21 protein-coding genes and 5 pseudogenes are annotated in these 25,600 nt (G+C 69.4%); 19 read left to right on the forward strand and 7 right to left on the reverse strand.

Annotation, left to right across the window (positions count from 1 at the left end; translation table 11 throughout):
• Window positions 1–42: 42 nt before the first annotated feature.
• Together DN069_RS22810 and tal are read right to left on the reverse strand one after the other, a co-directional pair.
• Window positions 43–495, reverse strand: coding sequence for a universal stress protein (locus tag DN069_RS22810; RefSeq protein ID WP_111503705.1), 453 nt, complete (start codon window positions 493–495; stop codon window positions 43–45).
• A gap of 70 nt (window positions 496–565) precedes the next feature.
• On the reverse strand, window positions 566–1,714 hold the full coding sequence (gene tal, locus DN069_RS22815; RefSeq protein WP_111503707.1) for a transaldolase: 1,149 nt from the start codon (window positions 1,712–1,714) through the stop codon (window positions 566–568).
• 304 nt (window positions 1,715–2,018) lie between these two features.
• Between tal and DN069_RS22820 the strand changes: the two genes are divergently transcribed.
• From DN069_RS22820 to DN069_RS40240, 11 genes and pseudogenes are all read left to right on the forward strand, one after another.
• Window positions 2,019–2,507, forward strand: a complete 489-nt coding sequence (locus tag DN069_RS22820; RefSeq protein WP_111503709.1) for a beta-class carbonic anhydrase — start codon at window positions 2,019–2,021, stop codon at window positions 2,505–2,507.
• A gap of 63 nt (window positions 2,508–2,570) precedes the next feature.
• Window positions 2,571–2,861: a hypothetical protein gene (locus tag DN069_RS22825; protein WP_111503711.1), complete on the forward strand. Its 291-nt coding sequence runs from the start codon at window positions 2,571–2,573 to the stop codon at window positions 2,859–2,861.
• Window positions 2,858–4,705 carry a glycoside hydrolase family 15 protein gene (locus tag DN069_RS22830; RefSeq protein ID WP_207892236.1) on the forward strand — a complete coding sequence of 616 codons (1,848 nt, stop codon included), beginning with the start codon at window positions 2,858–2,860 and terminating at the stop codon, window positions 4,703–4,705. The genes DN069_RS22825 and DN069_RS22830 overlap by 4 nt, the downstream gene beginning before the upstream one ends.
• Window positions 4,702–5,184 carry a hypothetical protein gene (locus DN069_RS22835; RefSeq protein WP_111503713.1) on the forward strand — a complete coding sequence of 161 codons (483 nt, stop codon included), beginning with the start codon at window positions 4,702–4,704 and terminating at the stop codon, window positions 5,182–5,184. The genes DN069_RS22830 and DN069_RS22835 overlap by 4 nt, the downstream gene beginning before the upstream one ends.
• Before the next feature lie 41 nt (window positions 5,185–5,225).
• Window positions 5,226–5,372 (forward strand): annotated as a pseudogene (locus tag DN069_RS41800) (IS3-like element IS1141 family transposase); the annotation flags it as partial.
• Between the two features lie 203 nt (window positions 5,373–5,575).
• Window positions 5,576–5,752 (forward strand): annotated as a pseudogene (locus DN069_RS43045) (DUF1918 domain-containing protein); the annotation flags it as partial.
• Between the two features lie 771 nt (window positions 5,753–6,523).
• Window positions 6,524–7,075: a hypothetical protein gene (locus DN069_RS22850; protein ID WP_133260017.1), complete on the forward strand. Its 552-nt coding sequence runs from the start codon at window positions 6,524–6,526 to the stop codon at window positions 7,073–7,075.
• A gap of 261 nt (window positions 7,076–7,336) precedes the next feature.
• A pseudogene (locus tag DN069_RS22855) lies at window positions 7,337–8,542 on the forward strand (Mu transposase domain-containing protein); the annotation flags it as partial.
• Window positions 8,542–9,333 (forward strand): IS21-like element helper ATPase IstB, encoded by a 792-nt coding sequence (gene istB, locus DN069_RS22860; protein WP_111503720.1) that lies wholly within the window; start codon window positions 8,542–8,544, stop codon window positions 9,331–9,333. The pseudogene DN069_RS22855 and the gene istB, both read left to right, overlap by 1 nt.
• Before the next feature lie 107 nt (window positions 9,334–9,440).
• A pseudogene (locus tag DN069_RS22865) lies at window positions 9,441–9,680 on the forward strand (PRC-barrel domain containing protein); the annotation flags it as partial.
• Between the two features lie 29 nt (window positions 9,681–9,709).
• Window positions 9,710–9,880, forward strand: a complete 171-nt coding sequence (locus DN069_RS40240; protein WP_165845602.1) for a hypothetical protein — start codon at window positions 9,710–9,712, stop codon at window positions 9,878–9,880.
• 819 nt (window positions 9,881–10,699) lie between these two features.
• Here DN069_RS40240 and DN069_RS22875 read toward each other — a convergent pair.
• Window positions 10,700–10,831: pseudogene (locus DN069_RS22875) on the reverse strand (IS110 family transposase); the annotation flags it as partial.
• 326 nt (window positions 10,832–11,157) lie between these two features.
• Between DN069_RS22875 and DN069_RS22880 the strand changes: the two are divergent.
• The 5 genes from DN069_RS22880 to DN069_RS22895 all read left to right on the forward strand — a co-directional run bounded on the left by DN069_RS22880 (window position 11,158) and on the right by DN069_RS22895 (window position 17,316).
• Window positions 11,158–12,402 carry an IS110 family RNA-guided transposase gene (locus tag DN069_RS22880; RefSeq protein WP_111503723.1) on the forward strand — a complete coding sequence of 415 codons (1,245 nt, stop codon included), beginning with the start codon at window positions 11,158–11,160 and terminating at the stop codon, window positions 12,400–12,402.
• A 151-nt stretch (window positions 12,403–12,553) separates the two neighbouring features.
• Entirely contained in the window at window positions 12,554–13,645 is a 1,092-nt protein-coding gene (locus DN069_RS22885) for a hypothetical protein (RefSeq protein WP_111503724.1), read from the forward strand.
• A 168-nt stretch (window positions 13,646–13,813) separates the two neighbouring features.
• Window positions 13,814–14,197, forward strand: coding sequence for a transposase (locus DN069_RS40245; RefSeq protein WP_165845603.1), 384 nt, complete (start codon window positions 13,814–13,816; stop codon window positions 14,195–14,197).
• A 20-nt stretch (window positions 14,198–14,217) separates the two neighbouring features.
• The gene (locus DN069_RS22890) at window positions 14,218–15,222 is read left to right on the forward strand and encodes an IS3 family transposase (protein WP_165845604.1); all 1,005 of its coding nucleotides are present in this window, start codon (window positions 14,218–14,220) and stop codon (window positions 15,220–15,222) included.
• A 1,140-nt stretch (window positions 15,223–16,362) separates the two neighbouring features.
• Window positions 16,363–17,316 (forward strand): reverse transcriptase domain-containing protein, encoded by a 954-nt coding sequence (locus tag DN069_RS22895; protein WP_341538494.1) that lies wholly within the window; start codon window positions 16,363–16,365, stop codon window positions 17,314–17,316.
• A gap of 203 nt (window positions 17,317–17,519) precedes the next feature.
• On the opposite strand, the gene DN069_RS22900 is transcribed toward DN069_RS22895, so the two are convergent.
• On the reverse strand, window positions 17,520–17,921 hold the full coding sequence (locus DN069_RS22900; protein ID WP_165845605.1) for a YybH family protein: 402 nt from the start codon (window positions 17,919–17,921) through the stop codon (window positions 17,520–17,522).
• Between the two features lie 104 nt (window positions 17,922–18,025).
• On the opposite strand from DN069_RS22900, the gene DN069_RS22905 reads away from it, so the two are divergent.
• Window positions 18,026–19,168 carry a helix-turn-helix transcriptional regulator gene (locus DN069_RS22905; RefSeq protein WP_111503727.1) on the forward strand — a complete coding sequence of 381 codons (1,143 nt, stop codon included), beginning with the start codon at window positions 18,026–18,028 and terminating at the stop codon, window positions 19,166–19,168.
• Window positions 19,169–19,204: 36 nt separating this feature from the next.
• Here DN069_RS22905 and DN069_RS22910 read toward each other — a convergent pair whose 3' ends face one another.
• Complete coding sequence (locus tag DN069_RS22910; protein WP_207892237.1) at window positions 19,205–20,458, reverse strand: polysaccharide deacetylase family protein; 1,254 nt, start codon at window positions 20,456–20,458, stop codon at window positions 19,205–19,207.
• Between the two features lie 1,282 nt (window positions 20,459–21,740).
• On the opposite strand from DN069_RS22910, the gene DN069_RS22920 reads away from it, so the two are divergent.
• Window positions 21,741–21,998 (forward strand): hypothetical protein, encoded by a 258-nt coding sequence (locus tag DN069_RS22920; protein ID WP_111503730.1) that lies wholly within the window; start codon window positions 21,741–21,743, stop codon window positions 21,996–21,998.
• Window positions 21,999–22,211: 213 nt separating this feature from the next.
• A complete protein-coding gene (locus DN069_RS22925; RefSeq protein ID WP_111503731.1) occupies window positions 22,212–22,694 on the forward strand; it encodes a DUF6328 family protein in 483 nt (160 codons plus the stop codon).
• Between the two features lie 152 nt (window positions 22,695–22,846).
• On the opposite strand, the gene DN069_RS22930 is transcribed toward DN069_RS22925, so the two are convergent.
• Complete coding sequence (locus DN069_RS22930; RefSeq protein WP_111503732.1) at window positions 22,847–24,421, reverse strand: Na+/H+ antiporter; 1,575 nt, start codon at window positions 24,419–24,421, stop codon at window positions 22,847–22,849.
• A 354-nt stretch (window positions 24,422–24,775) separates the two neighbouring features.
• Window positions 24,776–25,462, reverse strand: a complete 687-nt coding sequence (locus DN069_RS22935) for a response regulator (RefSeq protein WP_111503733.1) — start codon at window positions 25,460–25,462, stop codon at window positions 24,776–24,778.
• Window positions 25,463–25,600: the final 138 nt, after the last annotated feature.

Consider the following 25,600-nt stretch of genomic DNA (forward strand, 5'->3'; position numbering starts at 1 on the left):
CCGGCTCAGGGCCTGATTGCGGCGCGTACGGCCGCGTTCACTTCACTCCCGAGGGGCGCGCACGACGACGACCGGGCAGGCGGCGTGGTGGACGCAGTGCTGGCAGACCGAGCCGAGGAGGGCCCGGGTGAAGGTGCCGAGCCCCCGGTCGCCGACGACCAGAAGAGCCGCGTCCTGCGCCTGGTCGAGCAGCACGGCGGCCGGATGCCCCTCGATGGTCCTGGCGTCAATCCTGACCTGCGGTGGGACGCCCTCCAGCGCGTGGGTGACGGCACGGTCGAGGCTCTTGCGTGCGAGGCCCTCGAAGTCGTACACGCCGACACCGGCGGGAGCCCACCCGTACCAGCCAGTCGGTCGTTCCCAGGCCATCACGGCCTCCACGGTTGCGCCGGTCGCCTCGGCCTGACGGATCGCCCACCGTAGTGCCGCCTTCGACGCGTCGGAGGTGTCGACGCCCACGACGATGCGCGGGGCCGGTCGCTCGACGGTGTCCATCACATGTCTCCTACGGGTGCTCCACGTCTCCACACCGGACGTCGCCCGACGGTCACGAAGGTGCCTGTCGTCATGGCTTCGCGTCCTCCTCCCGTTGTCCGGATGCCGGTCGGTCGCTGGCGTCCAGCCGGGTCGCGAGCTTCTCGCCGAGGTCGTTCCAGCTGCCCTCGAACGCGGCGACTCCCGCGTCCTCCAGACGCTGGACGACGTCCGCGTAGTCGATGCCGAGTTCGGCGAGGTCCTTCAGCACCCTGTGCGCCTTGCGGTAACCGCCGCGCAGGTCGGTGACGGGGACGACGCCGTGGTCGGCGACCGCGTCCAGGGTGGCCTGCGGCATGGTGTTGACCACGTTCGGGGCCACCAGGCCGGTCACGTAGCGGGTGTCGTCGTAGGCCGGGTCCTTGACTCCGGTGGAGGCCCACAGCAGCCGCTGTGGCCGCGCTCCCGCGTCGGCCAGCCGCTGCCACCGGTCGCTCGTGAACGTGCGCTCGTAGTGCTCGTAGGCGATCCGGGCGTTGGCGATGCCGGCCCAGCCGCGCAGCGCCGCCGCGCGTTCGCTGCCCAGCGCGTCCAGGCGGCGGTCGATCTCGGTGTCCACCCGGGAGACGAAGAACGACGCGACCGACGCGATCCGGGACAGGTCCAGCCCCGCATCGCGGGCGCGTTCCATGCCGCCCAGGAACGCCTCCACGACCTCGTCGTAGCGGTCGAGGGAGAACAGCAGCGTGACGTTGATGCTGATGCCCTCCGCGAGGCAGGCACTGATCGCGTCCAGGCTCTGCCGGGCGGCGGGGATCTTCACGAACAGGTTGGGCTGATCGACCAGCCACCACAGCGCCCGGGCCTCGGCGACCGTTCGGGCGGTGTCGTAGGCGAGCCGCGGGTCGACCTCGATCGACACCCGCCCGTCCACCCCGTCGGTCGCGTCGTGGACCGGCCGCAGGACGTCGCAGGCCCAGCGCACGTCATAGGTGGTCAGTGTCCGCAGCGCCTCGGCTACGCCGACTTCTCGCAGCGCCAGGTCCTCGATCTGCAGGGCGTACAGGTCACCGCCCTCGATCGCACGCGCGAAGATCGTCGGGTTGGTGGTCACGCCTACGACGTGCCGCTTGCTCACCAGCTGGGCGAGGCTGCCGTTGGCCAGGCGCTCGCGGCTCAGGTCGTCCAGCCAGATCGACACCCCGGCCTCGGAAAGCCGGGCGAGAGCATCGCTCCCCATGCGGTCCTCCTCTGACGGTGAACATCGCCCCGGGCAGGGGTGCTCCTTCCAGGCTCACCCTTGACCGGCTTCCACGCAGGTGGAACGCCCAGCACCTGGTCAGGCGACCGCCCCCGTGATCGGCTCATGCCTGAGCCACGGCGCTCGAAGGCACACTGCTCGAGGGCATCCGGAAGGGGCCGTCCTGTTGCGGGACCGGCGAGGGGAGAGACGCTGGGAGAACCTCCACCTTCGTCCAGCGCCCGGGACTGCACTCGGTGAACTGCACGCGGGGAGGTGCCGGCCGACTGCGGAGAAGGTTCAGATGTCCGTCACCGACGCGCTGCTGAAGAACAACGAAGAGTACGCGGCCCAGCCGCCCGAGGCACTGCCGGGGCAGCCGTCCATGAAGGTCGCGGTCGTGGCCTGTATGGACTCCCGGATGGACATGTACGCCCTCCTCGGCCTCCACCCCGGCGAGGCCAACGTGATCCGCAACGCGGGCGGCGTCATCACCGACGACGTGATCCGCTCGCTCGCGATCAGCCAGCGGCAGCTCGGCACCCGCGAGATCATCCTGATCCACCACACCGACTGCCCGCTGCTCGACATCGTCGACGACGCCTTCAAGAAGCAACTCCAGGCCGAGGCCGGCATAAAGCCGTACTGGCCCGTGGAGTCCTTCCGCGACCTGGCTGTCGACGTCCACTGGTCGATCTACAAGGTCAGGGAGAGCCGGTTCCTCACCCACCGCGACGCGGTGCGCGGATTCATCTATGACGTGATCACCGGGCGGCTCACCGAAGTGACCTGAGCGGAACGGTACGCCGCGACCACCCGGCCGGGCGGGACAGCCGCAGGAAGGAAGACGCGCCACATGGCAGCTGACATCCGGATCGAGTCCCTGGGCGATCACGAATACCTGGTCCGCTTCCCCTCGGGCAGCGAAACAGTCGAGTCACTGATGCGGGCGACACCGGACACCGTGGACCACATCGGTGTCCCAGGAACCGACGAGAGACGGATCGTCGCCGAGACCGCGGCGTTCCTGGCCGAGCGCCAGCCTGTGATCGACATCCCGCCGATGATCGACCTCGACGACCTCGAGGCCCACTACGGCGACGAGTACCTGCAGGAACTCATCCGCCGCCTCCACACAGCCCCGTGACCGCCTCCACCCGCGACATTGCCGCCGACCGGCGCAGGGCCGGCAGGACCGGCGGCCACGTGCCGCTGCGTGACTACGCCGTGATCGGCGACGGCCGCACCGCGGCGCTCGTGGCAGCCGACGGGTCGGTGGACTGGCTCACCATCCCGTACCTGGACTCTCCCAGCGTGTTCGCCGCAGTGCTGGATCCACGCGACGGCGGCTGCTTCCAACTGGAACCCACCCTTTCCTACACCGTGGAACGCCGCTACCTCCCCGGAACGAACCTGCTGGAGACCACGTACCGCACCGCGCACGGCGCCGTGCGGCTCACCGACGCGCTCACCCTGCCAGACAGTCCGCCTCTCGCCCCCGGCGGTGAACTCGTGCGCCGCTTGGAAGGTCTCGCCGGTTCGGTCCCGATGCACTGGAGCGTGCGTCCGCGCTTCGACTACGGCCGGCATCCGGCCCGGTTCAGCCTCCGCGCGGGCGTACCCGTCGCGGCACACGGCCGGAACGCACTGGCAGTCAGCAGCTGGGGTGCGGGCCCGCCGATCGTGTCCGATGACGCGGTCAGCGCCGACGTCACCCTCAGCTCGGGCGAGAGCGCGCTCATCGCCGTGCCGTTCGCCCACCAGGAACCCCTCGTACTGCCCGCCCGCTCCGACTGCGAGCAGCGACTGGTCCGCACCCGCGACCGGTGGCGCTCCTGGGCCGGGGCCCGTACCTACGAAGGGCGCTGGCGGGAGGCCGTGCAGCGCAGCGCCCTTGTGCTCAAGCTGCTCGTGTTCGCGCCGTCCGGGGCGATCGCCGCCGCGGCGACCACCTCCCTGCCGGAGTGGCCCGGCGGGGAGCGCAACTGGGACTACCGCTACTCGTGGGTGCGCGACTCCGCGTTCACACTCCAGGTGTTCCTGCACCTGGACTGCCTGGCGGAGGCACACGCGTACTTCTGGTGGCTGATGCAGGCCTCCCAGCTCACCCACCCGCGATTGCGAGTGCTGTACCGGCTTGACGGCGGGCCACACGCCCGCGAGCGGGTACTGCCCCTGAGCGGCTACCTGGACTCGCGGCCAGTCCGCGTCGGCAACGCCGCCGTCGACCAGGTCCAGCTCGACACCTACGGCGAACTGCTCCAGACCGCCTGGCTCTACGCGAAGGACGCAGCCACCCTCGACCGCGACCTGGCCCGCCGTCTGGCCGAGATCGCCGACTTCGTCTGCGCCGCCTGGCGGCGGCCAGACTCGGGCATCTGGGAAGTCCGCAGCGCACCCGCGCATTTCACCCAGTCCAAGATGATGTGCTGGCTCGCCCTGGACCGCGCGCTCGACCTCGCCGAACACGGCATCATCCCCGCCCGCCACGCCGCTCGATGGCGGCAGGAACGCGCCGCCGCACGGACGTTCATCGAAACCCGCTGCTTCTCCGCCCGCCTCGGCAGCTACACCCGCGCCGCCGGCAGCGAGGACCTTGACGCCGCCGTCCTGCTCGGCGTCCTGTACGACTACGGCGGACCCGATAACCCGCGGCTGCGCGGCACCGTCGACGCCATCAGTGCCGGGCTGCGCCACGGCCCGTACGTCGCCAGGTACTCCGGTGAGGACGGGCTCGCCGGGCCCGAGGGTGCCTTCCTGGCCTGCTCGTTCTGGCTTGCCGAGGCCGTCGCCCGCACCGGCCGGGTAGAGGAGGCGACCGAGTTGATGAACGAACTCGTGGACCTGGCCAACGACGTGGGCCTCTACAGTGAGGAGACCGACCCGGCGACGGGGGCATTCCTGGGTAACCTGCCACAGGCCCTGAGCCACCTCGCACTGATCAGGGCCGCCCTGGCCATCTCCACCGCCACGCCGGAGGCGAGCCCGTGAATCCGGCAGCCGTCGCTGCCGGCGGCTTCCTCGGCACCCTCGTGCTCACCACCACGCTGAGGGCCGCAAGCGAGCTCGGACTCACACGCATGGACCTCCCTTTCCTGCTCGGCACCGCCCTCACCACCGACCGCGCCCGCGCCAAGGCCCTCGGCTACCTCCTGCACTTCGTCAACGGCCAGGTCTTCGCGTTCGTCTACTTCGCCGTCTTCGTCGCCATCCATCACTTCGGCTGGTGGCTCGGCGCCCTGTTCGGCCTGGCCCAGGGCGTCTTCGCCACCACTGCCCTGGTGAACATCCTGCTGCCGATCATCCACCCCCGTATGGGCACACCACTCACCGCGGCGCCCGACGTCGCGCTCGTCGAACCCCCCGGTTTCCTGATGCGCAACTACGGCCCCGCCACGCCAGTGGTCACCCTCGCCGCCCACATCGCCTACGGTGCCCTCGTCGGTGGCTTCGCGGCAATCGGCGCCTGACGCCGATGCCTGCCCGCTGGGGCCGAACCGGTGCGGTTCACTCCATGATGTACCGGATCCTGCGTGAGCGGGGGCAGTCCGGTGAGCGCCGTCGCCAGGGCACCCACCCGGCCAAGACGGTGCCCGAACTGGTCGCCGACGGCTCCTCTCAGGTGCTCACCTGGGACATCACCAAGGCGGCCGGCCCGCACCGTGCTCGACACAGCGCTGTGCCCGGTGGCGGTGGTCAGGGCGCCGGGATCGTCGTGAACCGGTGTTCCGGGGCAAAACTCCAGGGCCGCGTACCCGTGACCGGCACACCGGTGCTGACGGACGGCGCGGCCGAGAAGTGAGCGCATCTCCCGAGCGGCCGCAGCGGGCGCCGGGGCCGCCAAGAGCAGAAGGAGTGGACATGAATGCCGTAGTAGGAGACAGGTTGCGGTTCCTCGGACACAAGGTGGGCGACCACGACCGCGTGGGCCGCGTTGTGGAGGTGCTCGGCTCGGACGGGGGACCGCCCTACCTGGTGGAGTTCGAGGACGGTCACCGCGGGGAGGCTTTCCCCGGCTCGGACTGCGAGATCGAACACGGCGGAGAGCGCGAGCCCGAGCGCAGCACCTCCAGGCCCAGCCGGCCCCCACGAGCAATATCGGCATCAAGCCCCAGTCCGGTTTCCACCACTGACGGTGCTAGCCATTCTGGGAGCAGCACAACCATCAGGGTGCCGGACCGGTCTCCGGTCCTCCCCTTGGCGTGCTCCGCCCGGGGCAGGCCGAACGCCCGCTCCAGCCGTGACCGGCCCTTCCGCGCGCAGCCAGCACCTTCTCCTGCCCGCCGCGCGGGAAGCGGCGGACCGCCGGACGCGCGTCCGCCGACTTCCTGCGCCAGCTGCACCGGGATCCTGTGCGCCTCTCGCTGCAGTCCTGACCGTGGACTCCGGGAACACTGAGAGGCTCAGCGATGATTTTGGGCGGGCGGTTGCAGGGTGCCCTGGGCAGCTCGGGGTATGCGCCGGTCCGCCACCGTCCGCGCAGAACGCAGGCAGCAGCGACGGCGGCGAACCGACCGGCAATGGGTGCGGTGAGGTAGATCCACAGGTCCTGCAGGTCCGCTGACTTCGGCGGGTCCCGGCGAACGCGCTGGATTCATGGACACGCCGCTGACTGGGCTGGCCCCGCTGGCACGAAGTAGGCGCCGACCGCGGACACGGCCCGAGGCCTATGCGCTGCAGGCTGTATCCAGGATCCTGCTGACCAGTCCAAGGCCGAGGACCGCGAGGACGGAACCCGGCAAGCTCCGTAGATACGGCGTAGCGCCTGGACCAGGCGTTTACTGAAGCTATACGACGTATGTCCATTTCTTGGAGCACGTCATGATCATTATTCTCGGACTCATCATCCTGATCGCCGCGGCCGTCGTGGCCGTGGCCGGAATTTTCACCAACACCGGCAGCGCCCACGCCGTCAACGGAGCGTTCTCGGTGTTCGGCCACCACATGACCGGCTCGACGGGCACGCTCTTCCTCTTCGGCATCATCGTCGGCGCGGCCGCCATGCTGGGCCTGGGCCTGCTCCTCGTCGGCGCACGCCGCACCTCGCGCCGGGGCATCGAGGCGCGTCACGCGCTGCGGCATTCCCGCCGTGAGACTGTCGCCGCCGGCAAGGACCGGGACGATCTGATCGAGCAACGCGACTCGGCCCGCGCCGAGAGCGCCTCCGCCGGCCGGGAACGCGACGACCTTGCCCAGCAGCGGGACGACCTCGCGGAACAGCGCGACGACCTGATCACCGGGCAAAAGCCCCTCACCACCCCGGTGCCACAAGACACCGAGACGCCCGGCACCGAAGCTGTGCCAACAGACGGAACCCATCGCGGGCTGCACCTGTTCGGGCACCGCCCCGCCCACCGATAGGCGGCCATCCCGCCTGAAGCGAGTGGGCCAAAGTCGCCACAGCCAGTGCCCGGCGACGGGCACGCCCGGCACTGCTTCTTGCCAGTGCCCACCCCTCATCTCTCGGGCCGTCGGCAGCGCACATAAGGAGGCGCCACCGTGGGATCAACGCCGACTTCAGTACCGTCTGGTGCCCCTTCGCCGGGGCAGTGCCCTGACAGCGGCACTACGGCCGCAGTGGGGTACCGCCTGGCATCGGTGGTGCTGAACGTGTTCGATCTCGCCGGGAGGCGGAGGGTCTACCGGCCGTGGGTGACCGAGCCGGGGCTCTGGCTCCAATACGACTTCGGCGACGGGCCGGTGATCAAGGGCCGCAAGACGACGCTGTTCTGCGCATGGCTGGCCTGGTCCCGCTTCCGCGTCGTCATCCCGATCTGGGACAAGACGCTCCCGACGGTGACCGCCTGCCTGGACACCACGTTCCGCCGGATCGGCGGCGTCCCGGCCTACGTGCTGACCGACAACGAGAAGACGGTCACCACCGACCACATCGCCGGGATCGCGGTCCGCAACCCGGACGTCGTGGAGGTCGCCCGCCACTACGGCACGACCATCCGCACCTGCGTCCCGGCGGATCCGGAGACGAAGGGCGGCTCGGAGTCCACGGTGAAGATCGCGAAAGGCGATCTCGTGCCGAAAGACGTCAACCTGCGCGAGCACTACCAGACCTTCGGCGAGCTGGAAGCGGCCTGCCGCCAGTTCGGCGAGGAGGTCAACTCCCGCGTCCACACCGCGACCCGGCGCAAGCCCGTCGAGCGGCTCGCCGAGGAACAGCAGCGGCTGCACCCGCTGCCCAAGAGCCCGTTCACCGCGGCGTTCGGCACCACCCGAAGGGTCGCCTGGGACTCGACGATCTCCGTCGAGGCGGTCCGCTACTCGGTCCCGCACCAGCTGATCGACACCCGGGTCTGGGCCCGCTTCCACGGCGACGAGCTGATCGTCACCGCCGTCGACGAACACGGACCGGCTCGCGAGGTCGCCCGCCACCAGCGCGGACAGCCCGGTTCCCCGGTCCTGGACGACACCCACTACCCGCCCCGCCAGGACAAGACCGGCGACCGCGTCCCGCGCGCGACCAGCGCCGACGAGGCAGCGTTCCTCGCACTCGGGCCCGGGGCCGCCTCCTGGCTGGTCGAAGCCGCAGCGGCCGGCGTCCGCAGGATCAAGGCGAAGATGGCCGAGGCCGTCGCCCTGGCCAAGCTCCACTCCGCCCCGGACGTCGACCGGGCTCTTGGCACCGCCGCGGTCACGGGCCGGTTCGCCGACGCGGACCTGCTGTCCATCCTCGACTACCAGGCCAGTCACGAGCACACCGAGCCGACCCGCCGCAGCGAGGACCACTCGCTGCAGCCCGGCACCGGCGCCTGGTCCTCCTTCGGCCGCACCACGACCGACATCCCCGAGTTCGACGAAAGCGATCTGACCTGATGGCCGCCCCTCTCCGCACCGTTCCCGGCACCAACGGCGACCCGCTCGCCGAGGCCATCGAGTTCACCCGAAGGCTCAAACTCCCGCACATCCGACGGTCGTTGACCGACATCATCCCCACCGCGAAGGCCCAACGATGGGACCCGGCCGAGGTCGTCCGCGTCCTGCTCGCCGAGGAGGCCGCCGGCCGGGACCGGGCAAACCTGCACACCCGCCGCAAGCGGGCCGGGTTCCCGACGGGGAAGACCTTCGGCGACTGGGACGAGGGCAAGTCCTCGATCCCCAGGGCCACCCAGGACGCCCTCAAGACGCTGGAGTGGGTCGGCCGCCGGGAGTCGTTTTGCATCTGCGGCCCGTCGGGCACAGGAAAGAGCCACTTCACCGAAGCCCTCGGTCAGACCGCGGTCGAGGCCGGGCTGGCCGTCTCCTGGTTCACCATCGAGGACCTCGGGTCGCTGGTCCGCCGGCACCGCGCGGACGACTCCATCGCGCGGGCCCTGGCCAGGATCATCCGATCCGATTTGATCATCGTTGACGATATTGGCCTATTGCCCGTCTCCGAGGACGCCGCCGAAGGCTTCTACCGGCTGGTCGATGCCGCCTACGAGCGGCGCTCGATCGCGGTTTCGAGCAACCTTCACCCCTCGGGATTCGACGAGATCATGCCCAAGACGCTCGCCACGGCCACCGTCGACCGGCTCCTGCACCATGCCCACGTCGTCGTCACTCAGGGTGATTCGTTCAGGCTGACCGAGGCCACCACTGGGAAGGGCGTGAAGCCCTTCAGCTGATCCACACCGACCGAAGGTGGGGAGAATATCTGGCCGCAGGCGGGGCGCTCATGCCGTCCACCTGCGGGGATTCCTCTTGGCCGCCAGCGGGGCGGACTACAAGGCCGTTGACAACCGTCCAGATCGGCATGCCTACCCAGCACCGGCTGGTCTTCGTCCCCCTGAACGACGCGACCGTCGGACCGGGCTATCTCAAGGTCGCCTACGACAGGGCACTCGTGAGGGACTGCCCAGCCCTCGGCATGGATGACATCCTGCCCGCCGAGGACGAGGAAGCCGTCTTCCAGCACTACAGCCTGACCTACCAGAAGGGCGCCGGTGGCGAGCGGCAACTCGCCCGCCGCTGAACGCCCACACGCGACCAAGGAGGCGTGCAGTGGTCCTGATCCTGGCCCTGGCTATCGTCGCGATCGTGCTGGGCATCATCGGTTCCGTCGCCAACGGATGGTTCTTCCTGCTTGTCATCGCGATCGTTCTCTTCGTCGCCGACATGGCCTACGCCGGCATCCGTTGGTCCCAGCGCTCAGGCCGACGCCCAACACGCTGACATGCCGTCCTTCACGCGAGACCTCCGCTTCCGCCGAGCAGCCACGATCTGCAGTGTCTCGCAGTCACCATTGCGGGGGCGGGGCCGGGGAGCCCCCGCCGGGCGCGCGGCTGCAAGTCGCCCATGCAACGGAGGGCATCCACCATCCGCCTCACGGGGCGTAGCGGGCGCGGAGCTGCCGGTTCGGCCGGGGCTTTCGTAATCGTCCGTCTGAGTTGAGCTCTTGGATGGCGGACAAATGGAGCCGTCGGGTCGCTAGTTCGAAGCGCTACCCCCGCCGTACCCACGGCCTCTTGCCCTTGATCGTCGCGGAATCCTTGTCGGCCGAGTTCGCGGTCCATAGTGCAGCCCCGGCCGCCTCGATGAAGCCCAAGCCCTTCTCCGCGCTGAACCACTTCACGGTTCCCGTTGCCATGCTGCTCCCGGTTCCGGGCCTCGGGGTGCTGTCTGGCCAGTACCACTTGGGTGATCTTCCGGGTCCTTGGACTGCCAGTGAAGAGACTCAGAACGCGCGTTCGATCAGCACGATATCGGCGTGGTGATCATCTGGCTACGGATCACCCTCGTGTCGGAGGGGCCATCGGTGCGTGTCTGCGAGATCGATATGCACGGCCTGTGGGCGGCCCCGGTGGATATGGTCAGCGCGCCTGCGCGGGGGGCGATCCTCGGCGCATGGCTCTTGGCCACCGGACCTACGACATGTGTCCTGTCAGTTCAGTCCACTTCGTCCGTGTGCTCTATGACTCTCCCTAGCTACGCATGCGCGAATGGGCGCGGCGGCTCTTTGACCTGGGGTGATTAAAGAGCGCCGAGCGCTTCGATCGCTCGCGCGTCCAAGGAGATCACCTTCGTCGAGAACAACGACCGGCCTTCGGCATCGACCGCCACTGCCCAGTGGTGCCCCTTGCCGGCGTCGATGCCGACCCATATCCGCTTGTGCGGCGTGCTCACGCCTATCGCTCCGTTCAGCCATGACCAGAACCTTCATGGTCCGAAGAACGCTCCGCCGACAGGTCCTTAACCAGCGATGGCCGCAGCTCTCAATCAGCAAGCCGGACGCCTGTCGGCGTCGCCCCGAGGCCGGGAAAATCGGGGTGCGGGGTCCGGCTGACGTCGGGGCCACTTGGCGCTTTCGAGCCCGTCAATCAGCAGGACGCCGGGGACCCGCTCGACAGGCACCCGGAAGTGTTGCCTCGAGCACGCGTATCAGAGTCTTTCGCCTGCCGGGTCCCCGCCGGATCCCGCGCCCGTTCGGTCGCGGAGGGAGGGCAAGAGCCGTGGACGTGGTCTATGAGCGCTGCGCGGGGATCGACATCAGCAAGGCGGACGTGAAGGTGTGCGTCCGTATCCCGGGCGCGGGCAAGGGCAAGCGGCGGCATGTGGAGGTGCGCACGTTCCCGGCGCTGACCTCCGGCCTGCTGGCGATGCGGGACTGGCTCCTCGCCGAGGGCGTCACCGTGGTGGGGATGGAGGCCACCGGCTCGTACTGGAAGCCGGTGTTCTATCTCCTCGAGCACGACATGGAGTGCTGGTTGCTCAACGCCCGTCACATGAAGGCCGTGCCTGGGCGGAAGACGGACGTGAAGGACGCGGAGTGGATCGCGCAGCTGGTCGAGCACGGCCTGGTCCGCCCGAGCTTCGTGCCGCCACAGCCGATCCGGCAACTACGGGACCTGACCCGATACCGCACCGACGTGGTGCGCGAGCGGGCCCGGGAGGCCCAGCGGCTGCAGAACCTGCTGGAGGACTGCGGCATCAAGCTCACCTCCGTGGTCAGCGACTTCCTCGGCGTCTCCGGCCGCCGCATGCTCACCGCGCTCATCGCCGGGGAACGCGACCCCAAGGTCCTCGCCGAACTCGCGGTGGGCCGGCTTCGCGGTCGGCGCGAGGTTCTGGAGGAGGCGCCGACCGGCTACTTCACCACGCACCACGGCTTCCTCGCCCAGGCGATGCTGGACCGCATCGACCAGGCCACCGCCATGGAACAGCGCCTGAACACGCAGATCGGCGAGCATGTGGAGCCGTTCCTGCGGCAGATCGAGCTGCTGGCCACCATCCCTGGTGTCAGCGCCCACACCGCCCAGGTCATCCTCGCCGAGATCGGCGCCGACATCACCTGCTTCCCCAGTGCCGGTCACCTCGCCTCGTGGGCCGGCGTCTGTCCGGGCAACCACGAGTCCGCGGGCAAGCACACCTCCGGCCGCACCCGCGCCGGCGACCCATGGCTCAAGGGCGTCCTCGGACAGGCCGCCCTGTCCGCCTCCCGCACCAAGGACACCTACCTCGCCGCCCGCTACCGCCGCCTGATCGGACGCCGCGGCAAGAAGCGCGCCCTGGTCGCACTCCAGCACTCGATCCTCATCGCGATCTGGCACATGTTCACCCACGACGTCCCCTACGCCGATCTCGGAGGCGGCTACTTCATAGAACGCACCGGCAAGACCCGCGCCACCCGCCGCCTGGTCAGCCAGCTCAACCACCTCGGCTACCAGGTCTCCCTGCACCCCGTCGAGGCCACATGACCCCCGCAACCAGCACCGATGAGGGATTTTCGTATCAGTGGTCAGAGCATCCCGAAGGACCGGGCGGCCAGTCTCCGAGAGCCATCGAGGGCAACCAGTCGTAAGCCACACCCGGTCCTCCCGGACCGCCCAACATTCTTAAGGACCTGTCGTGACCCCCACCGACCGCAGCGCGCCCCTGCGCGCCCGCACCACCGACACGGCGGCCATCCGTTCCGACGCGACGTTCCCCATGGCGCCCACGGCCAGGCCGGCGGATCTGGTGATCACCAGCGAGCTGATCCCCGCCGCCGTCGACGGGCGGGGGAGCGGCCCGCTGAGCGAGGTCGAGCTCCACGACCTCGGCGTGTGCGAGCGCGCCGTGGAGAACCTCGCCACCGCCACCTGGCTCGCGGGCAAGGCCCTCCAGGCAATCCGGGATGGCAAGCTCTACCGCCACACCCACACCCGCTTCGAGGACTACATCACCGAACGCTGGGACATCAGCGAGCGCACCGCGTACCAGATGATCGAGGAGTGGCCCCTCGCTGAACGCCTCAACCAGGCCTACGGCAAACCGGTCACTGCCTCCCACATCCGCGCCCTCCTTCCGGTCACCACCCGCTTCGGCTTGGACGACGCCGTCGAGCTCTACCACCAGCTCCGAGCCCGCGCGCAGAAGGACGGGGTGCGCCTCACCGCTCAGATCACCGGCCAGATCGCCAAGGCGGTCCTCAGGCGTGCCGGCCAGGAAGCCGGGGGGATCGAGTTCACCCAAGCAGCTCGGCAGTTGATCACAGCCCAGCCCTCACTGACCGAGGCACGAGTGGAGCGACCGCGATCAGCAGTACCCCGGGACCGGCCGGGGGCGGCTGCCGCCGAACCAGACCTGCGAAATTTCGCAGGACATTACGGGGAGGTAACGGCTCTGCCTAACGGAGGGCAGCCCGGGCCCCTGACCGTGGACGGGCGGGGAACCGCTCCAGTCGGGGCGGAGGCTGGGAGCCCGGTGGCGATGGATGTCCGCGCGTCGACTGCAGAGATCGGTGAAGCGCACGAGAGGGAGCCGAGCTCAGGCGCGGCCAGGACCGCAGTCGGGCTCTACCGTGACATCGTCAGCCACATCCAGGCCATCGAGCGGCTTGCAGGCTCGCCGTGCCTCATACCCAACGGACCGAGCGAGGAAGCGGAGTTCGATCAGCTCCACGTGCAGATCACCACCCAGCTCACCCGGATCCTGCACTCGCTCACAGACGAGGGCTGAGCTCACGTTGCCTAGGTCCGCCAAGCGCGGACCTAGGCAAACCCCTGGTGGTCCCAGGGCCTCCGAGTTCGGGAGTTGAGGCGGCCACCCCCTCTCTGTCAGCCTTGGGTGAGACGTCCCGCTTTGTCGGGTTAGCCTGAGAGGGCCCGAGTAGGAGTTCCACCCCTGATGACCAGCACCAATTCGTCCGCCGCCGATCCGGCTCCCCGGCCAAAGCGCCGCACGTTCAGCCCCGAGTACAAGCTGCGGATCGTCGCCGAGTACGACGCCGCGCCCGAGGGCGAGAAGGGTGCCGTCCTGCGCCGCGAGCGCCTGTACCACTCCCACGTCACCGAGTGGCGGGCGGCGCGCGATGCCGGAGCGCTGGAGAACCTCGTCGACCGGCGCACGAGCCCGGCCCGGCCGAAGAAGTCCTCCGCCGAGGTCGAGAACGAGAAGCTGCGCCAGCAGGTGGAGAAGCTGGAGAAGGAACTCGCCCGGAACAAGGCCGCCCTGGAAGTCCTGGGAAAAGCTTCGGCGCTCTTGGAAATGATCTCCGAGAGCGCGGACTGACGCACGCCGCCGATCCCGTCGTGGACGAGGCGTTCACCGCCGTCGAACACGAACTGGGCACTACGGCCGCGTGTCGGCTGACCGGCCGCTCCCGGGCCACGCACTACCGCAGGCTGAAGCCGCCGCCGGTGCGTAAGCCCAGGTCGCCGCAGGTCCAGCCGTCGGCTCTGACGGTCGAAGATCGTGATGCGGTACTGGCGTTGATGAACAGCCCGCAGTACGCCGAACTGCCGCCCGCGCAGATCTGGGCCCGCGAGCTGGACAGCGGGCGCTACCACTGCTCGGTCTCCACGATGTACCGGATCCTGCGTGAGCGGGGGCAGTCCGGTGAGCGCCGCCGCCAGGCCACCCACCCGGCAAAGACGGTGCCCGAACTGGTCGCCGACGGCCCCTCCCAGGTGTTCACCTGGGACATCACCAAGGCGGCCGGCCCGCGCAAGGGCATCTGGTATCACGCCTACGTCATCATCGACATCTTCAGCCGCTACATCGTCGGCCACACCGTCGAGTTGGCCGAATCAGCCGAGCGGGCGGAGGAGTTGATCCGCGAAACCATCGCGCGCAACGGCATCGTCCCCGAGACCGTGCACGCCGACCGGGGCACGTCCATGACGTCCAAGAAGGTCTCCCAGCTTCTGATCGACCTCGGCGTCACCAGGAGCCACTCGCGCCCCAAGGTCTCAAACGACAACCCCTACAGTGAGGCCCAGTTCAAGACCACCAAGTACATGTCCGACTATCCCGAGCGGTTCGACTCCCTGGCTCACGCCCGAGAGTGGTTCGACGCCTTCATCTCGTACTACAACCACGAGCACCGCCATTCCGGCATCGGCCTGCACACCCCGGCCTCAGTGCACTTCGGCACCGCCGACCTGGTCCGCGAACAACGCGCCGCAACACTGGCCGAGGCCTACGCCCGCCACCCCGAACGCTTCGCCCGCCGCCCCCGACCACCCCGGATACCCGAGCAGGTCTGGATCAACGAACCCAAGACCGCAACGGAACCAGAACCACAGAACGCCTGAGATCAGACCGTCTCAGTTGACTTGACAACTTCGTGCGCCGTGGAAAGCGCTGTTTGACCGAGCGGAGGTGAAAGACCTGCGCCGCGAGCCCCGTCGCAGCGGGGCGAGCGTAGCTGACGGCAGCCTGAACCGAGAGGTGTCGGCGAGGGCGGGAGCAGCCGTGACAAAGCCGGGACGGCCCAGCACTGCCAGATGGGTCGGGTCCGGCGAGCGAGACGCAGAGGTGTACGCGAGGAACCGGCGTTTACGTCCCGTAATGAGTCACCGGCTCGAACCTGGCGGATCTGGGCCGGATGCGGCGCGCACCCACTCCCTCAACGGGGAGCGGGGAACTCTCGGGCAGGTCTGTTGGTGCAGGCCCGGGAGGCCCCGGTGAAGATCTGCGGCGTAACCGTGGCGATGCCGCCGGGGCAGAGTCGGGCACCTCCTGCGACGAACGGTCAGCAGTGAACACGGGAACCCTCCCGGATCTGCCCCGAGTCCGCGCCGCCAGCACGGAGTTCGAGGCTGGGCCCACCGTCGGTCGACCGGTGCGGGAGGGGGCGGAGCCGCCGTAGTACTCGGAGCCGGGGAAAGCCCGGCACAAGGGGAAGGGCGGCAGCAGTTCCATGAAGGGAAGGAGACTGCAATGCCGGAAGACGCACCGCCGAACGGCGGCGCTCTGGAAGGAGGCCCCTTGGTGGGGCCCTTCGGCCGGGTACTGGAGATGCAGGCCAAGCTTCACCGTTGGGCGGTGGCCGACCCTGGCCGCCGGTTCGACGACCTGTTCAACTTCGTTCACGACCCGGCGACGCTCGTCGTGGCGTTCGACCGGGTCGCGGGCAACCAGGGAGCCCGAACCGCCGGCGTGGACGGCCTGACCGTCACCGACGTCGAGCGGGACATCGGAGCTCCCGGGTTCCTGGACGGTCTGCGCTCGGACTTGAAGTCCGGCGCGTTCCGGCCCCTACCGGTGAGGGAGCGCAAGATCCCCAAGCCGGGCGGGTCGGGAAAGGTCCGCAGGCTCGGCATCGCCACCGTGGCGGACCGGACCGTCCAGGCCGCGCTGAAGCTGGTGCTGGAACCCATTTTCGAGGCGACTTCCTGCCGGTCTCCTACGGGTTCCGGCCCAAACGGCGGGCTCAGGACGCGATCGCGGAGATCCAGCGTTTCGGCTCCAAGGGATACCACTGGGTGCTGGACGCCGACATCGAAGCGGCCTTCGACAACGTCTCCCATCGCGCCGTCATGGACGCCGTGCGGAAACGTGTCAAGGACAAGCGTGTCCTGGCGCTGGTCAAGGCATTCCTCAAGTCGGGCATCCTCAGCGAGGACGGCCAGCGACGGGACACCCACACCGGCACCCCGCAGGGCGGCATCCTCTCCCCGCTGATCTTCAACGTCGCACTGTCGGCGCTCGACGAGCACCTGCACCGCGACTGGCGGCCCGGCGGGAAGATGGACAGCCAATACGCGCGTCGCAAACGCCGTCGGCACGGCCTGCCCAACTGGCGAATCGTCCGCTACGCGGACGATTTCGCGATCATGGTGCACGGCACCGCCGAGGACACGGCGGCCCTCCAGGACGAAGTGGCCTCCGTGCTCGAACCCCTCGGGTTGAGGCTGTCACCAGCCAAGACCCGCATCGTGCACATCGAGGACGGGTTCGACTTCCTCGGGTTCCGCATCCGGCGGCGCCGCAAGAGAGGAAGCAGCAAGTGGTACGTCTATGTGTTCATCGCCGCGCGGCCCATCCGCTCGGTGAAGGACAAGATCCGTGCCCTGACCCGCAGGACGTCACAGGCCGACCCCAGGGACGTGCTGATCCGGCTCAACCAGATCACGCTCGGCTGGGCCAACTACTTCCGGCACGCCGTCGCGAAGCACACGTTCCGGATGCTGGGGGCCTTCCTCTGGCATCGCGTGATCATGTGGCTCAAGACGATGCACCGCTGGTCGTGGAAGGACGTCCGCAACTGGCTCCTCGGTCCCCACGGGACGTGGCTGCCGATCACTGCGGATGGGATCGAACTGATCAACCTGGCGCGGACACCGGCGATCACCCGGTACCGCTACCGGGGCGACACGATCCCCAGCCCCTGGCCCACAACCTGACAACCAGCCCGACGAGAGGAACCGTGGAGAGCCCGGTACTCGGAGACGAGTACGCCGGGTTCGGAGAGCGGCCTGGAGAAACGGACCGGTGGCAACACCGGAACCGCGCTTCAGGCCGACTCAACCGACCCGCAGTCGGGAACTCCTTGGGTACCCAGATATCTGGGCGGCGCCGTTCCACCGCCGCACGCCGTGCATGGGAGCTATGGGAGAACGGCGCCCCACGGATTGTCGACGAGCATGAGCCAGGAGCCGTCCGGCTGACGTCGTGACAGTTCCGCGGAGTGCGACTCCATCCGGATCGCCGCCCCGTCCGGCCCGGTGGCGTCGCATCGCCAGTGCGAGGTGCCGAGCGCGAGCTCGCCCGCCACCACCGTGCGGGTGGCGAGGAGCGTCATGGCCGGCCGCAGCGACAGCAACCGGGCCAGGTGCGCGCGGACGGCCGCGGTGCCCTCTCGCAGTGAGCCGGTGGGCTCGACGACGACGGCCTGCGGCTCGTAGAGAGCGAGGAGCCCGTCGAGGTCTCCCCTGTTGCAGTCCGCCACGAAACGGGAGCTCAGCGAGCCGGGGTCACGGACAACGGAATCGGTGGTCAGGGTGGTCATGGTGAACACCTCCTTCGCGACCATCGTCACCGAGTGAGCCTCGTGGCTGAATACCAGATTTGTGGTGTTCCTCCGGCTGAGCGCTGGGTGCCTACGATGAATGCGTGAGCAGCGACGAAGCCGTCCGGGCGCGGATCCGGGACCGGATCATGCGGCTGTGCGGCGCGGGTCTCGGGCTGCGGGCGCTGCAAGACCAGGCCGCGGCCGCACTCCGGCAGGCCGTGCCCTGCGACGCCTGGTGCATCGGCACCCTGGACCCCGCCACACTGATGATCACCAGCAGCGTGGGCGAGGGCTACCCGATGAAGGGCTCGGGCCGGTTCCTAGAGATCGAGTACGGCGAGCCGGACGTCAACAAGTTCGCCGAGCTGGCCCGGCGCCGCCCGCCCGTCGGCCGTCTGGTCGACGCGACCGGCGGCGCACCCGAGAGCAGCCCGCACTGGCGGGAGATCTGCCGCCCTTCGGGCCTGCGGGACGAACTGCGCGCGGCCCTGGTCGTGGACGAGACCTGCTGGGGCAGCCTGAACCTGGGCCGCAGCGCCGCACGCGGGGACTTCACCGCGCGTGACGCCCGGTACCTGGCCGGACTCATTGAGCCGCTCGCGCTCGCGCTGCGCGCCGCGCTGGTCTCCGATTCGGTCGAGGTGCACGACACCACGATCGGCCCCGGACTGCTGATCGTCGGGGACGACCTGCAGCCGACGGCGGTCTCCCCGGCCGGACAGCAACTGCTCGGCGAGTTGCGCGGCCTGGAAGCGGACTGGATGGGCCCGCTGCCCAACGCGGTCTACTCGGTGATCAGCTGCCTCAAGGAGCTGGAGCGCGAGAACACCACCCCGGCCGACCTGGTTCCAAGGGTCCGAGTCCGCGCCGGGAACGGCCGCTGGCTCTCCGTCCAGGCGTCCCGCCTGGTCACGGGGTCCGGAGAACGCCAGGTGGCCGTCATCCTGGAACCGGCGGGACCGGGCGAACTCGCGCCGCTCATCGTGCGCGCCTACGCGCTGACCGGGCGCGAGTCGGAGGTCGCCTCCCGGGTCCTGCAGGGCCTGTCGACGAGGGAGATCGCCGCCTCACTCTTCATCTCCCCCGCGACAGTCCAGCAGCACCTGAAGACCGTCTTCGAAAAGGTCGGCGTGCGCAGCAGACGCGAGCTGGTCGGCCGCGTCTTCCAACAGCAGTACCGGCCGCGCCTCGCCACCGGCAGACCTGTCGGCCCCGACGGCTGGTTCACCGACGCGTCCCGATGACCGCCACTGCCCGAGGTCCGTCGCGCAGACAGCCGCTCAGGCCGGAGCGGTGTAGTCGCTCCAGTTGGTCGGTGTCTGACCGACGTTCAGGGTGCGCAGCTTGGCGAGCACAGACGGGTTCTGGGCTTCGAGCCAGTGCACGAGCTGGCGGAAGGAGACCAGACGCACGTCGGGGTGGGCGGCGATGTCGCGCAGTGCCTGTTCGACGGCCTTGATGTAGATGCCGCCGTTCCAGGATTCGAAGTGGTTGCCGATGAAGAACGGCGCGCGGTTGGTGGTGTAGGCGCGGTTGAAGCCGGCCATGTACGAGCCGTAGGCCTGCTGCTGCCAGTAGGGGCGCCGGGAGGGATCGCCGTTGGGGGTGCCGCCGGTCTGGTTGGCGAGCATGTTGTAGTCCATCGACAGGACCTGGAAGTGATGGCCGGGGAAGGGGATGGACTGCAGCGGGAAGTCCCACAGGCCCAGCTTCTTGCCCGGCCAGACCTGGTTGCCGCCCGGTGAGCTGGCGTCGTACTTCCATCCCATGGCCGCGGCCGTCGGGAGCAGCCGGTCCTGGCCGAGCAGGCAGGGGGTGCGGCCGCCGATCAGCTCACGGCGGTAGTCGAACGGCAGGGGCTCCATGTCGTGTAGGCCGGTGTTCGTCTTCCACTTCTCGACGAAGCCGACTGCCTGCTCCAGTTCGCTGCGCCACTGCTCGCTGGTCCAGGTGCCCACTCCGGTGGTGGGGCTGCAGAAGTGGCCGTTGAAGTGGGTGCCGATTTCGTGGCCTTCCAGCCAGGCGAGGCGCACCTGTTCCAGCGTCGCCCGCACGTGGCCGTCGGCGAGGTAGCCGATGTCGGAGGCGCCGGGCCGGTGGCCGGGTGGGAGGTAGAGGTCCTTCTTGCCCTCCGGGAGCACGTAGATGCCGGAGAGGAAGAACGACATGGTGGCCTTGACCTCCTGGGCGACCGTGCGGAAGTGGGAGAACAGCTTCTTGCTGTCCTCGCCCGCGCCGTCCCAGGAGAAGACCACGAACTGTGGCGGACGCCGGCCCGGCTCCAGCCGCTCAGGGACCGGCTGGAACGGCTGCGCGCCGGTGTCGGCCATCGAACCGTCACCGATCAGCACGGCCGGACGCAGAGCGGCGGCGCGGTCGCCCGCCGGCCCCGCCCCGCGCGCCGGCGCGGCCGGACCACGCGAGCTTGGTTTGCCCGTGGCGCCGCACCCGGCGAGCCCCAGGGCCGCGGCGCCCGCCACGAGGAGGCCTCCGGCCCCTTGAGCGAGCACACTCCTGCGCGACACCTGGTCCACCGACACCACTCCCGGCCGTTGCGTTTGCCCTGTGCGTCCATACTGATCCACCGTCACCCGGTCTTCAGGTGCGCTTGACCCGTGTGGCTGACGACTTCCGGTGCTCGACTCCCCACGTCGCTGCGATGCCGCTGGGTGATGTTCACCTCACCACGAGTTATGACCGTGTACTGGCAATCGCGCGGCTTGGCCCACTAGGGTGGACACCGTCCCCGGTGGGGCGGTTCTGCCGGGTGGGGCTTGTGGGCCGTCCTTACCTGCCCTGGGAGCCGGGGCATGGGATCCGGGGCCGCCTCGTTCGGCGGCTCGCATGCGGCGGCCCCGGACCCACGACCTGACAGTTCATCAATACCGCGCTACGTTGTCCTCGGGCCCCACGTCGACTCCCCCCGTGACGACGTGGGGCCTTCGCGGTCGGGAGCACCGGATGGCGGCATGTCGTTCCTGCAATAGGGTCCTCTCACCCGGCGCGGCCGGCATGCGCACAGAACACACGGTATCCAAGGTGGAGGGTTCCGCCATGAACCGCGATGAACCCACCCACACCCAAGGCCAGCTCCCAGTCCCCGTGCCCCGGTCTCCCGTCACGCATGTCCCCATCGGTGTCGCCGGTTTGCTGCTCACGGGTGCCTCACTGTGGATGGTGGTGCGCCAACCGGCCCGCTTCCCGTTGATGCTCATGCCGCTCGGGCTGGGCGCGTTCGCCGCCGGCGCTTGCGTCCGCTCGTGGTGCGACCGACGCGGGCTGCGCCGCGACAGGTGATCTGGCGGCTGCCGGGAAGGTGCCGTCCATGCCCTCGCGCTGTGCACCCGTACCTACCGCAGGACGGAGAAGACGCCACGTCCGGCACGTCCTGTTCGCCGCAGACGTCAAGCCCGTCCGGCTTACGTCGGCGCCGGACCGCCGACACTGGCCCATGCCCGCTTCGCTCGACTGTGCACGCGAGTCATGTCTGCATGGATCGCAAACCAGGACGCGGCCTCCCGTGGAGTGTTTCAGGCCCGGGGCTGTCGTCGAGCGGGAGGAGCCGGGCCCCGCCGTGCTGGTGGCCGTTTGCGGACCCCGGGCATGACCTGCGGATCTAAACTGGCGGAGAAGCGGCGAGACGGGGCCCGTGTGGCCTCATGCCTTCCGCTGCGGTCGCCCCCGTCAGGTGGGAAGGTCGTGATGGTGATGTCGAGCAGCAGGCCAAAGGCGTTGCGCCGGAGCCGCAAGACACTTGCTGGCCGTCCGGCGCGTTGCCACCACCCAGGCCCGCCTGGCCCTCAACAACAGCCGGTCGTGGTTCCGCCGGGAACGATCGTTCCGAAGTCGCCCGGCGTCGCGGTCCTCGCCTCGTTCTTCCTTCCGGGCCTCGGCTCGATGATCAGCGGGAACGGCGGCATCGGGGCGCTGATCCTGGTCCTTTACATGGCGTCGTGGGTGCTGACGCTCGTCCTGGTCGGCTTTCTGGGGGTCTTCGGATTCTGGGTGTGGGGCATGGTGCAGGGCTATAGCGACGCAGTCGCGTGGAACCGGCGCCACGGACTGATCAGCTAGACCGTCATCCCGCAGGAGCGATCCCCCGCACGCAGGCCTGGTCGAGCCCGGCAGGCTCGGAATGTCCCCGTTCCCTTTGGATCCGCCCCGACGGTTGAGGTCGCCGGGGCGGCCTTCCCAGGCTAACGGCGGGTTGGCCGCGAGCCCGGTAGCGGCGCTGACCCCGGTCGGGTGATCTTCGGCGGGCCGCTCGGCGGTGTGAAAGTGAGGTCCATGGCCGTGCACCCGCCCCCGGCTCCGCAGCCTGACCGGCACGAGACTCCCGACGAGCGCGCCGACCGGAATCTGGTCGAGTTGCTGCAGGAGCTGCGCGTGCTGCAGACAGGTGTCCAGATCGTCTTCGCCTTCCTGCTCGGTGTGGCCTTCACGCCTCGCTTCGCGCAGCTAGGCGACGCCCAGCAGGATCTCTACGTCGGTACGCTGCTCCTGACAGTGATCGCCTCCGCGCTCTTCGCCACGCCCGTGGCCCTGCATCGGGGCCTGTTCCATCGCGGGGCGAAACGCCGCATCGTGTCGGTGTCGACCAGACTCGCCGAGATAGGGCTGCTCTTCCTCGCCCTGGCTCTCAACGGCGCCGTCCTGCTGCTCCTGGACGTCGTCCTCGGCTGGATCGCGGCAATCGCGATCACCTGCGCGACGGTCCTGATGTTCGCGGCCCTGTGGTTCGCCCTGCCCCGACTCCTGCGCCGCCCCTGAGCGCCACCGGGCTGTGGCGTTGCCGGGACCCCCAATCACAGGTGCGGGGCACGCCGCGGGCAGGGCGGAGCATAAAGGGCTTGCTCCACTGGGCCCGGTCCGGGCGGGAGCCAGGTGGGGGGCGGGGGTACACCGGGCCGGTGTTGTGCGGGCTACCGGCTGCCGTTGATGCCGGTCTCCTCCAGGTCGAGGTCGTACTGCAGCTGGCGCCGGGTGGCATCGCTGATCTGGTGGGTGTCGTACATGCTCTGCAGCTCGGTGCCCTGCACGGCGATGACCTCGCGCCGCAGCTGCTGGTACACGTGCAGGAGGGACGCCTCTCCAGGGCCGGGCTCCCGAGGGTCCTGCGGGTCCTGGGCCAGGCTGTGGCGCAGGCGTGAGTCCAGTGCCAGGCGGATGCGTTCGATGGCGGCTTCGGGGGCGGCGCCGAGGTCGGCGAGCTGGTCGAGGTAGTCCAGGCCCGCGCGGGCCAGGCGCTGGCGGGCACGCTCCTGTTCGCGTGCGGTGTCGCCGGGTTCCAGCGCCAGCCCGGAGCGATTCACCAGGGGTGCCAGGCTCAGTCCCTGGACGACCAGGGTGAAGACCACCACCGCTGTGGTCAGTACCAGCACCAGCGGCCGACCCGTGAGCGCGCTGCCGTCGTCGGCTGTCAGCGGGATGGACAGGGCGGCGGCCAGTGGCATCACGCCGCGTGTCCCGGCCCAGGTCACCACGGCGGCCACCCGCCACGAGGCGGCGCCTTCGACCGGTTTGACCACCGTGGACAGCGGCCACACCCACAGCACCCGCAGTCCGATCAGCACCGCGGCCAGGGCGAGGGCCTGCAGCGGCCACGCCCCGGAACCGGCGGGCAGGTCGCGGACCATGGTGGGCAGTTCCAGGCCGATGATCGCGAAGACCACGCTCTCCAGCAGGAACACCACCACCGAGTACACCGCCTGCAGCTGCAGCCGGATCCGCGCATCGCTGAGCCGGTAGCCGGAGCGGCCCAGCACCACCCCGGCGACGACCACGGCGGTGACTCCCGAGGTGTGCGCGCTCTCGGCCAGGACGTACGCGCCGTAGGGCGTGACAAGCGCGATCACGGTCTCCAGGACCGGGTCGGTGGTCCGGGCCCGGATCAGCGCCACCACGCCGGCGACGGCCGCGCCGATGATGCTGCCGCCCCCGGCCAGGAGGAAGAACTCGCCGCCGGCCTTCGGCCAGCTGACCGCGCCGGCGGCCAGTGCCAGTCCGACGGCGACCTTGAACAGCACCAGGGAGGTGGCGTCGTTGAACAGACTCTCGGCCTGCACCATGGTCTGCACCCGCCCCGGCAGCGCCAGCCGCCTGCTCAACGCGGTGACCGCGACCGGGTCGGTACTGGCCAGCACGGCTCCCAGCACCAGCGCCATCGGCGCGGTCAGGGACGTCAGCGTCACCGCCATGACCCCGACCGCGGCGGCCGAGGCCAGCACCAGGCCCAGCGCCAGGACCGTCACCGGCCGCCACACGATCTTCAGATCGCGCAGCGACATCTCCTGCGCCGACGCGTACAGCAGCGGCGGCAGCACGACCAGCGCGATGGTCTGCGGGGCGATGTGCAGCTCCGGAGTACCCGGTATCAGTGCCGCCACCAGGCCTGCGATCACCAGCAGAGACGGTGCCGGGATTTGCCAGCGGCGGGCGCCTGTAGCCACGACCGTGGCCAGGACCACGAGAACGAGAACGGTGCCGACGGCGCGCATTTCGGGATCCCCGGATCGTCACCGGGGTCCCTGCCGCACCAGCGCGGCAGATCCATCCCCGGGCCGACCAGACTTCCCGGCACACCGTGGACCCATCTTATCCAGTCCTTAACACCCGGGCTGTCGGCGCTGGGGGCGACGAATCGCACCCCGGTCGAATCGTGCTGTCCCCCAGACAGGGTCGTATGCGCGACCGGGGACGATCCGGCGGACCGTCGCCGGCCCCTGCGGCCGAGGCGTCAGGTCGGAACGGTGGTGGCGGCGGTTTCCCGCGCCTACGCCGGTGCAGCCAGCGCGGCTTGGTGCGGCCGACCCTGCGAAATCCAGGAACAGTCGCAGACATCGAGGACGACGTCAGGCTGTCCGGTATCGGTGTTCTGGGCGGCCGGTGGAGCCGTAGCGCAGCTCCAGGCGGGCGGCTCCCTGCTGCACCAGGTAGGTGAGGTAGCGCTGGGCGGTGGCCCGGGAGATGCCGGTGGCTTCGGCGATCTCGGCCGCGGACGCGTTGTGGTCGGTTTTGCCGAGGGCCGCGCGGACCAGGGCCAGGGTTGGTGCGGAGTGGCCCTTGGGGAGGACGGGCGGGAGGCCTGCTGGGTGGAGGGCGCTGAAGAGGGCGTCCACGCCGGCCTGGTCGGTGTCGGTTTCCGGGTCGGCAGCGTCGATGCGCCGCCTGAGCGCTTTGTATGCGTTCAGGCGTTCCGCGAGTTCGCGGAAGCCGAAGGGTTTGACCAGGTAGCCGACCGCGCCGAGCTTCATCGCGGCCTGGACCGAGGCGATGTCCCGGGCCGCGGTGATGACGATCGCGTCTGGGCGGGCCCAGCCGGTCTCCTCGGTCAGTCGGCGTAGGATGTCGAGGCCGTTGCCGTCGGGCAGGTGGAGGTCGAGCAGGATCAGGTCGGGGTGGAGTTCCCGCACGGCCGCCAGGGCCTGTGCCATGGAGGAGGCCTGACGCAGGACCTCGAATCCGTCGACCCGTGAGACGTAGGCGGCGTGGATGGCGCACACCCGGAAGTCGTCGTCGACGACGAGGGTTCTGATCACCAGCGTTCACCGCCTTGGATCGATTCTGTGTCGCGGACCGGGGGGAACGGCGGGGCAGTGGAGTTGACCGTGCCCAAGGGGTGTTGCTTAGACACATATCCGAGCCCACGAGACGCCTGAGCACGTCGTACGCCGTGT

Origin of the sequence: Streptacidiphilus pinicola (genome assembly GCF_003258295.1) — a bacterium.
In the GTDB taxonomy this organism is placed as follows: domain Bacteria; phylum Actinomycetota; class Actinomycetes; order Streptomycetales; family Streptomycetaceae; genus Streptacidiphilus; species Streptacidiphilus pinicola.

What these genes read in the sequence shown, in the direction of transcription:
- DN069_RS22810 (WP_111503705.1), bottom strand. Translation starts at nt 495, where the DNA reads ATGGACACCGTCGAGCGACCGGCCCCGCGCATCGTCGTGGGCGTCGAC.
- tal (WP_111503707.1), bottom strand. Translation starts at nt 1,714, where the DNA reads ATGGGGAGCGATGCTCTCGCCCGGCTTTCCGAGGCCGGGGTGTCGATC.
- DN069_RS22820 (WP_111503709.1), top strand. Translation starts at nt 2,019, where the DNA reads ATGTCCGTCACCGACGCGCTGCTGAAGAACAACGAAGAGTACGCGGCC.
- DN069_RS22825 (WP_111503711.1), top strand. Translation starts at nt 2,571, where the DNA reads ATGGCAGCTGACATCCGGATCGAGTCCCTGGGCGATCACGAATACCTG.
- istB (WP_111503720.1), top strand. Translation starts at nt 8,542, where the DNA reads ATGGCCGCCCCTCTCCGCACCGTTCCCGGCACCAACGGCGACCCGCTC.
- DN069_RS40245 (WP_165845603.1), top strand. Translation starts at nt 13,814, where the DNA reads ATGACCAGCACCAATTCGTCCGCCGCCGATCCGGCTCCCCGGCCAAAG.
- DN069_RS22900 (WP_165845605.1), bottom strand. Translation starts at nt 17,921, where the DNA reads ATGACCACCCTGACCACCGATTCCGTTGTCCGTGACCCCGGCTCGCTG.
- DN069_RS22925 (WP_111503731.1), top strand. Translation starts at nt 22,212, where the DNA reads ATGGCCGTGCACCCGCCCCCGGCTCCGCAGCCTGACCGGCACGAGACT.
- DN069_RS22930 (WP_111503732.1), bottom strand. Translation starts at nt 24,421, where the DNA reads ATGCGCGCCGTCGGCACCGTTCTCGTTCTCGTGGTCCTGGCCACGGTC.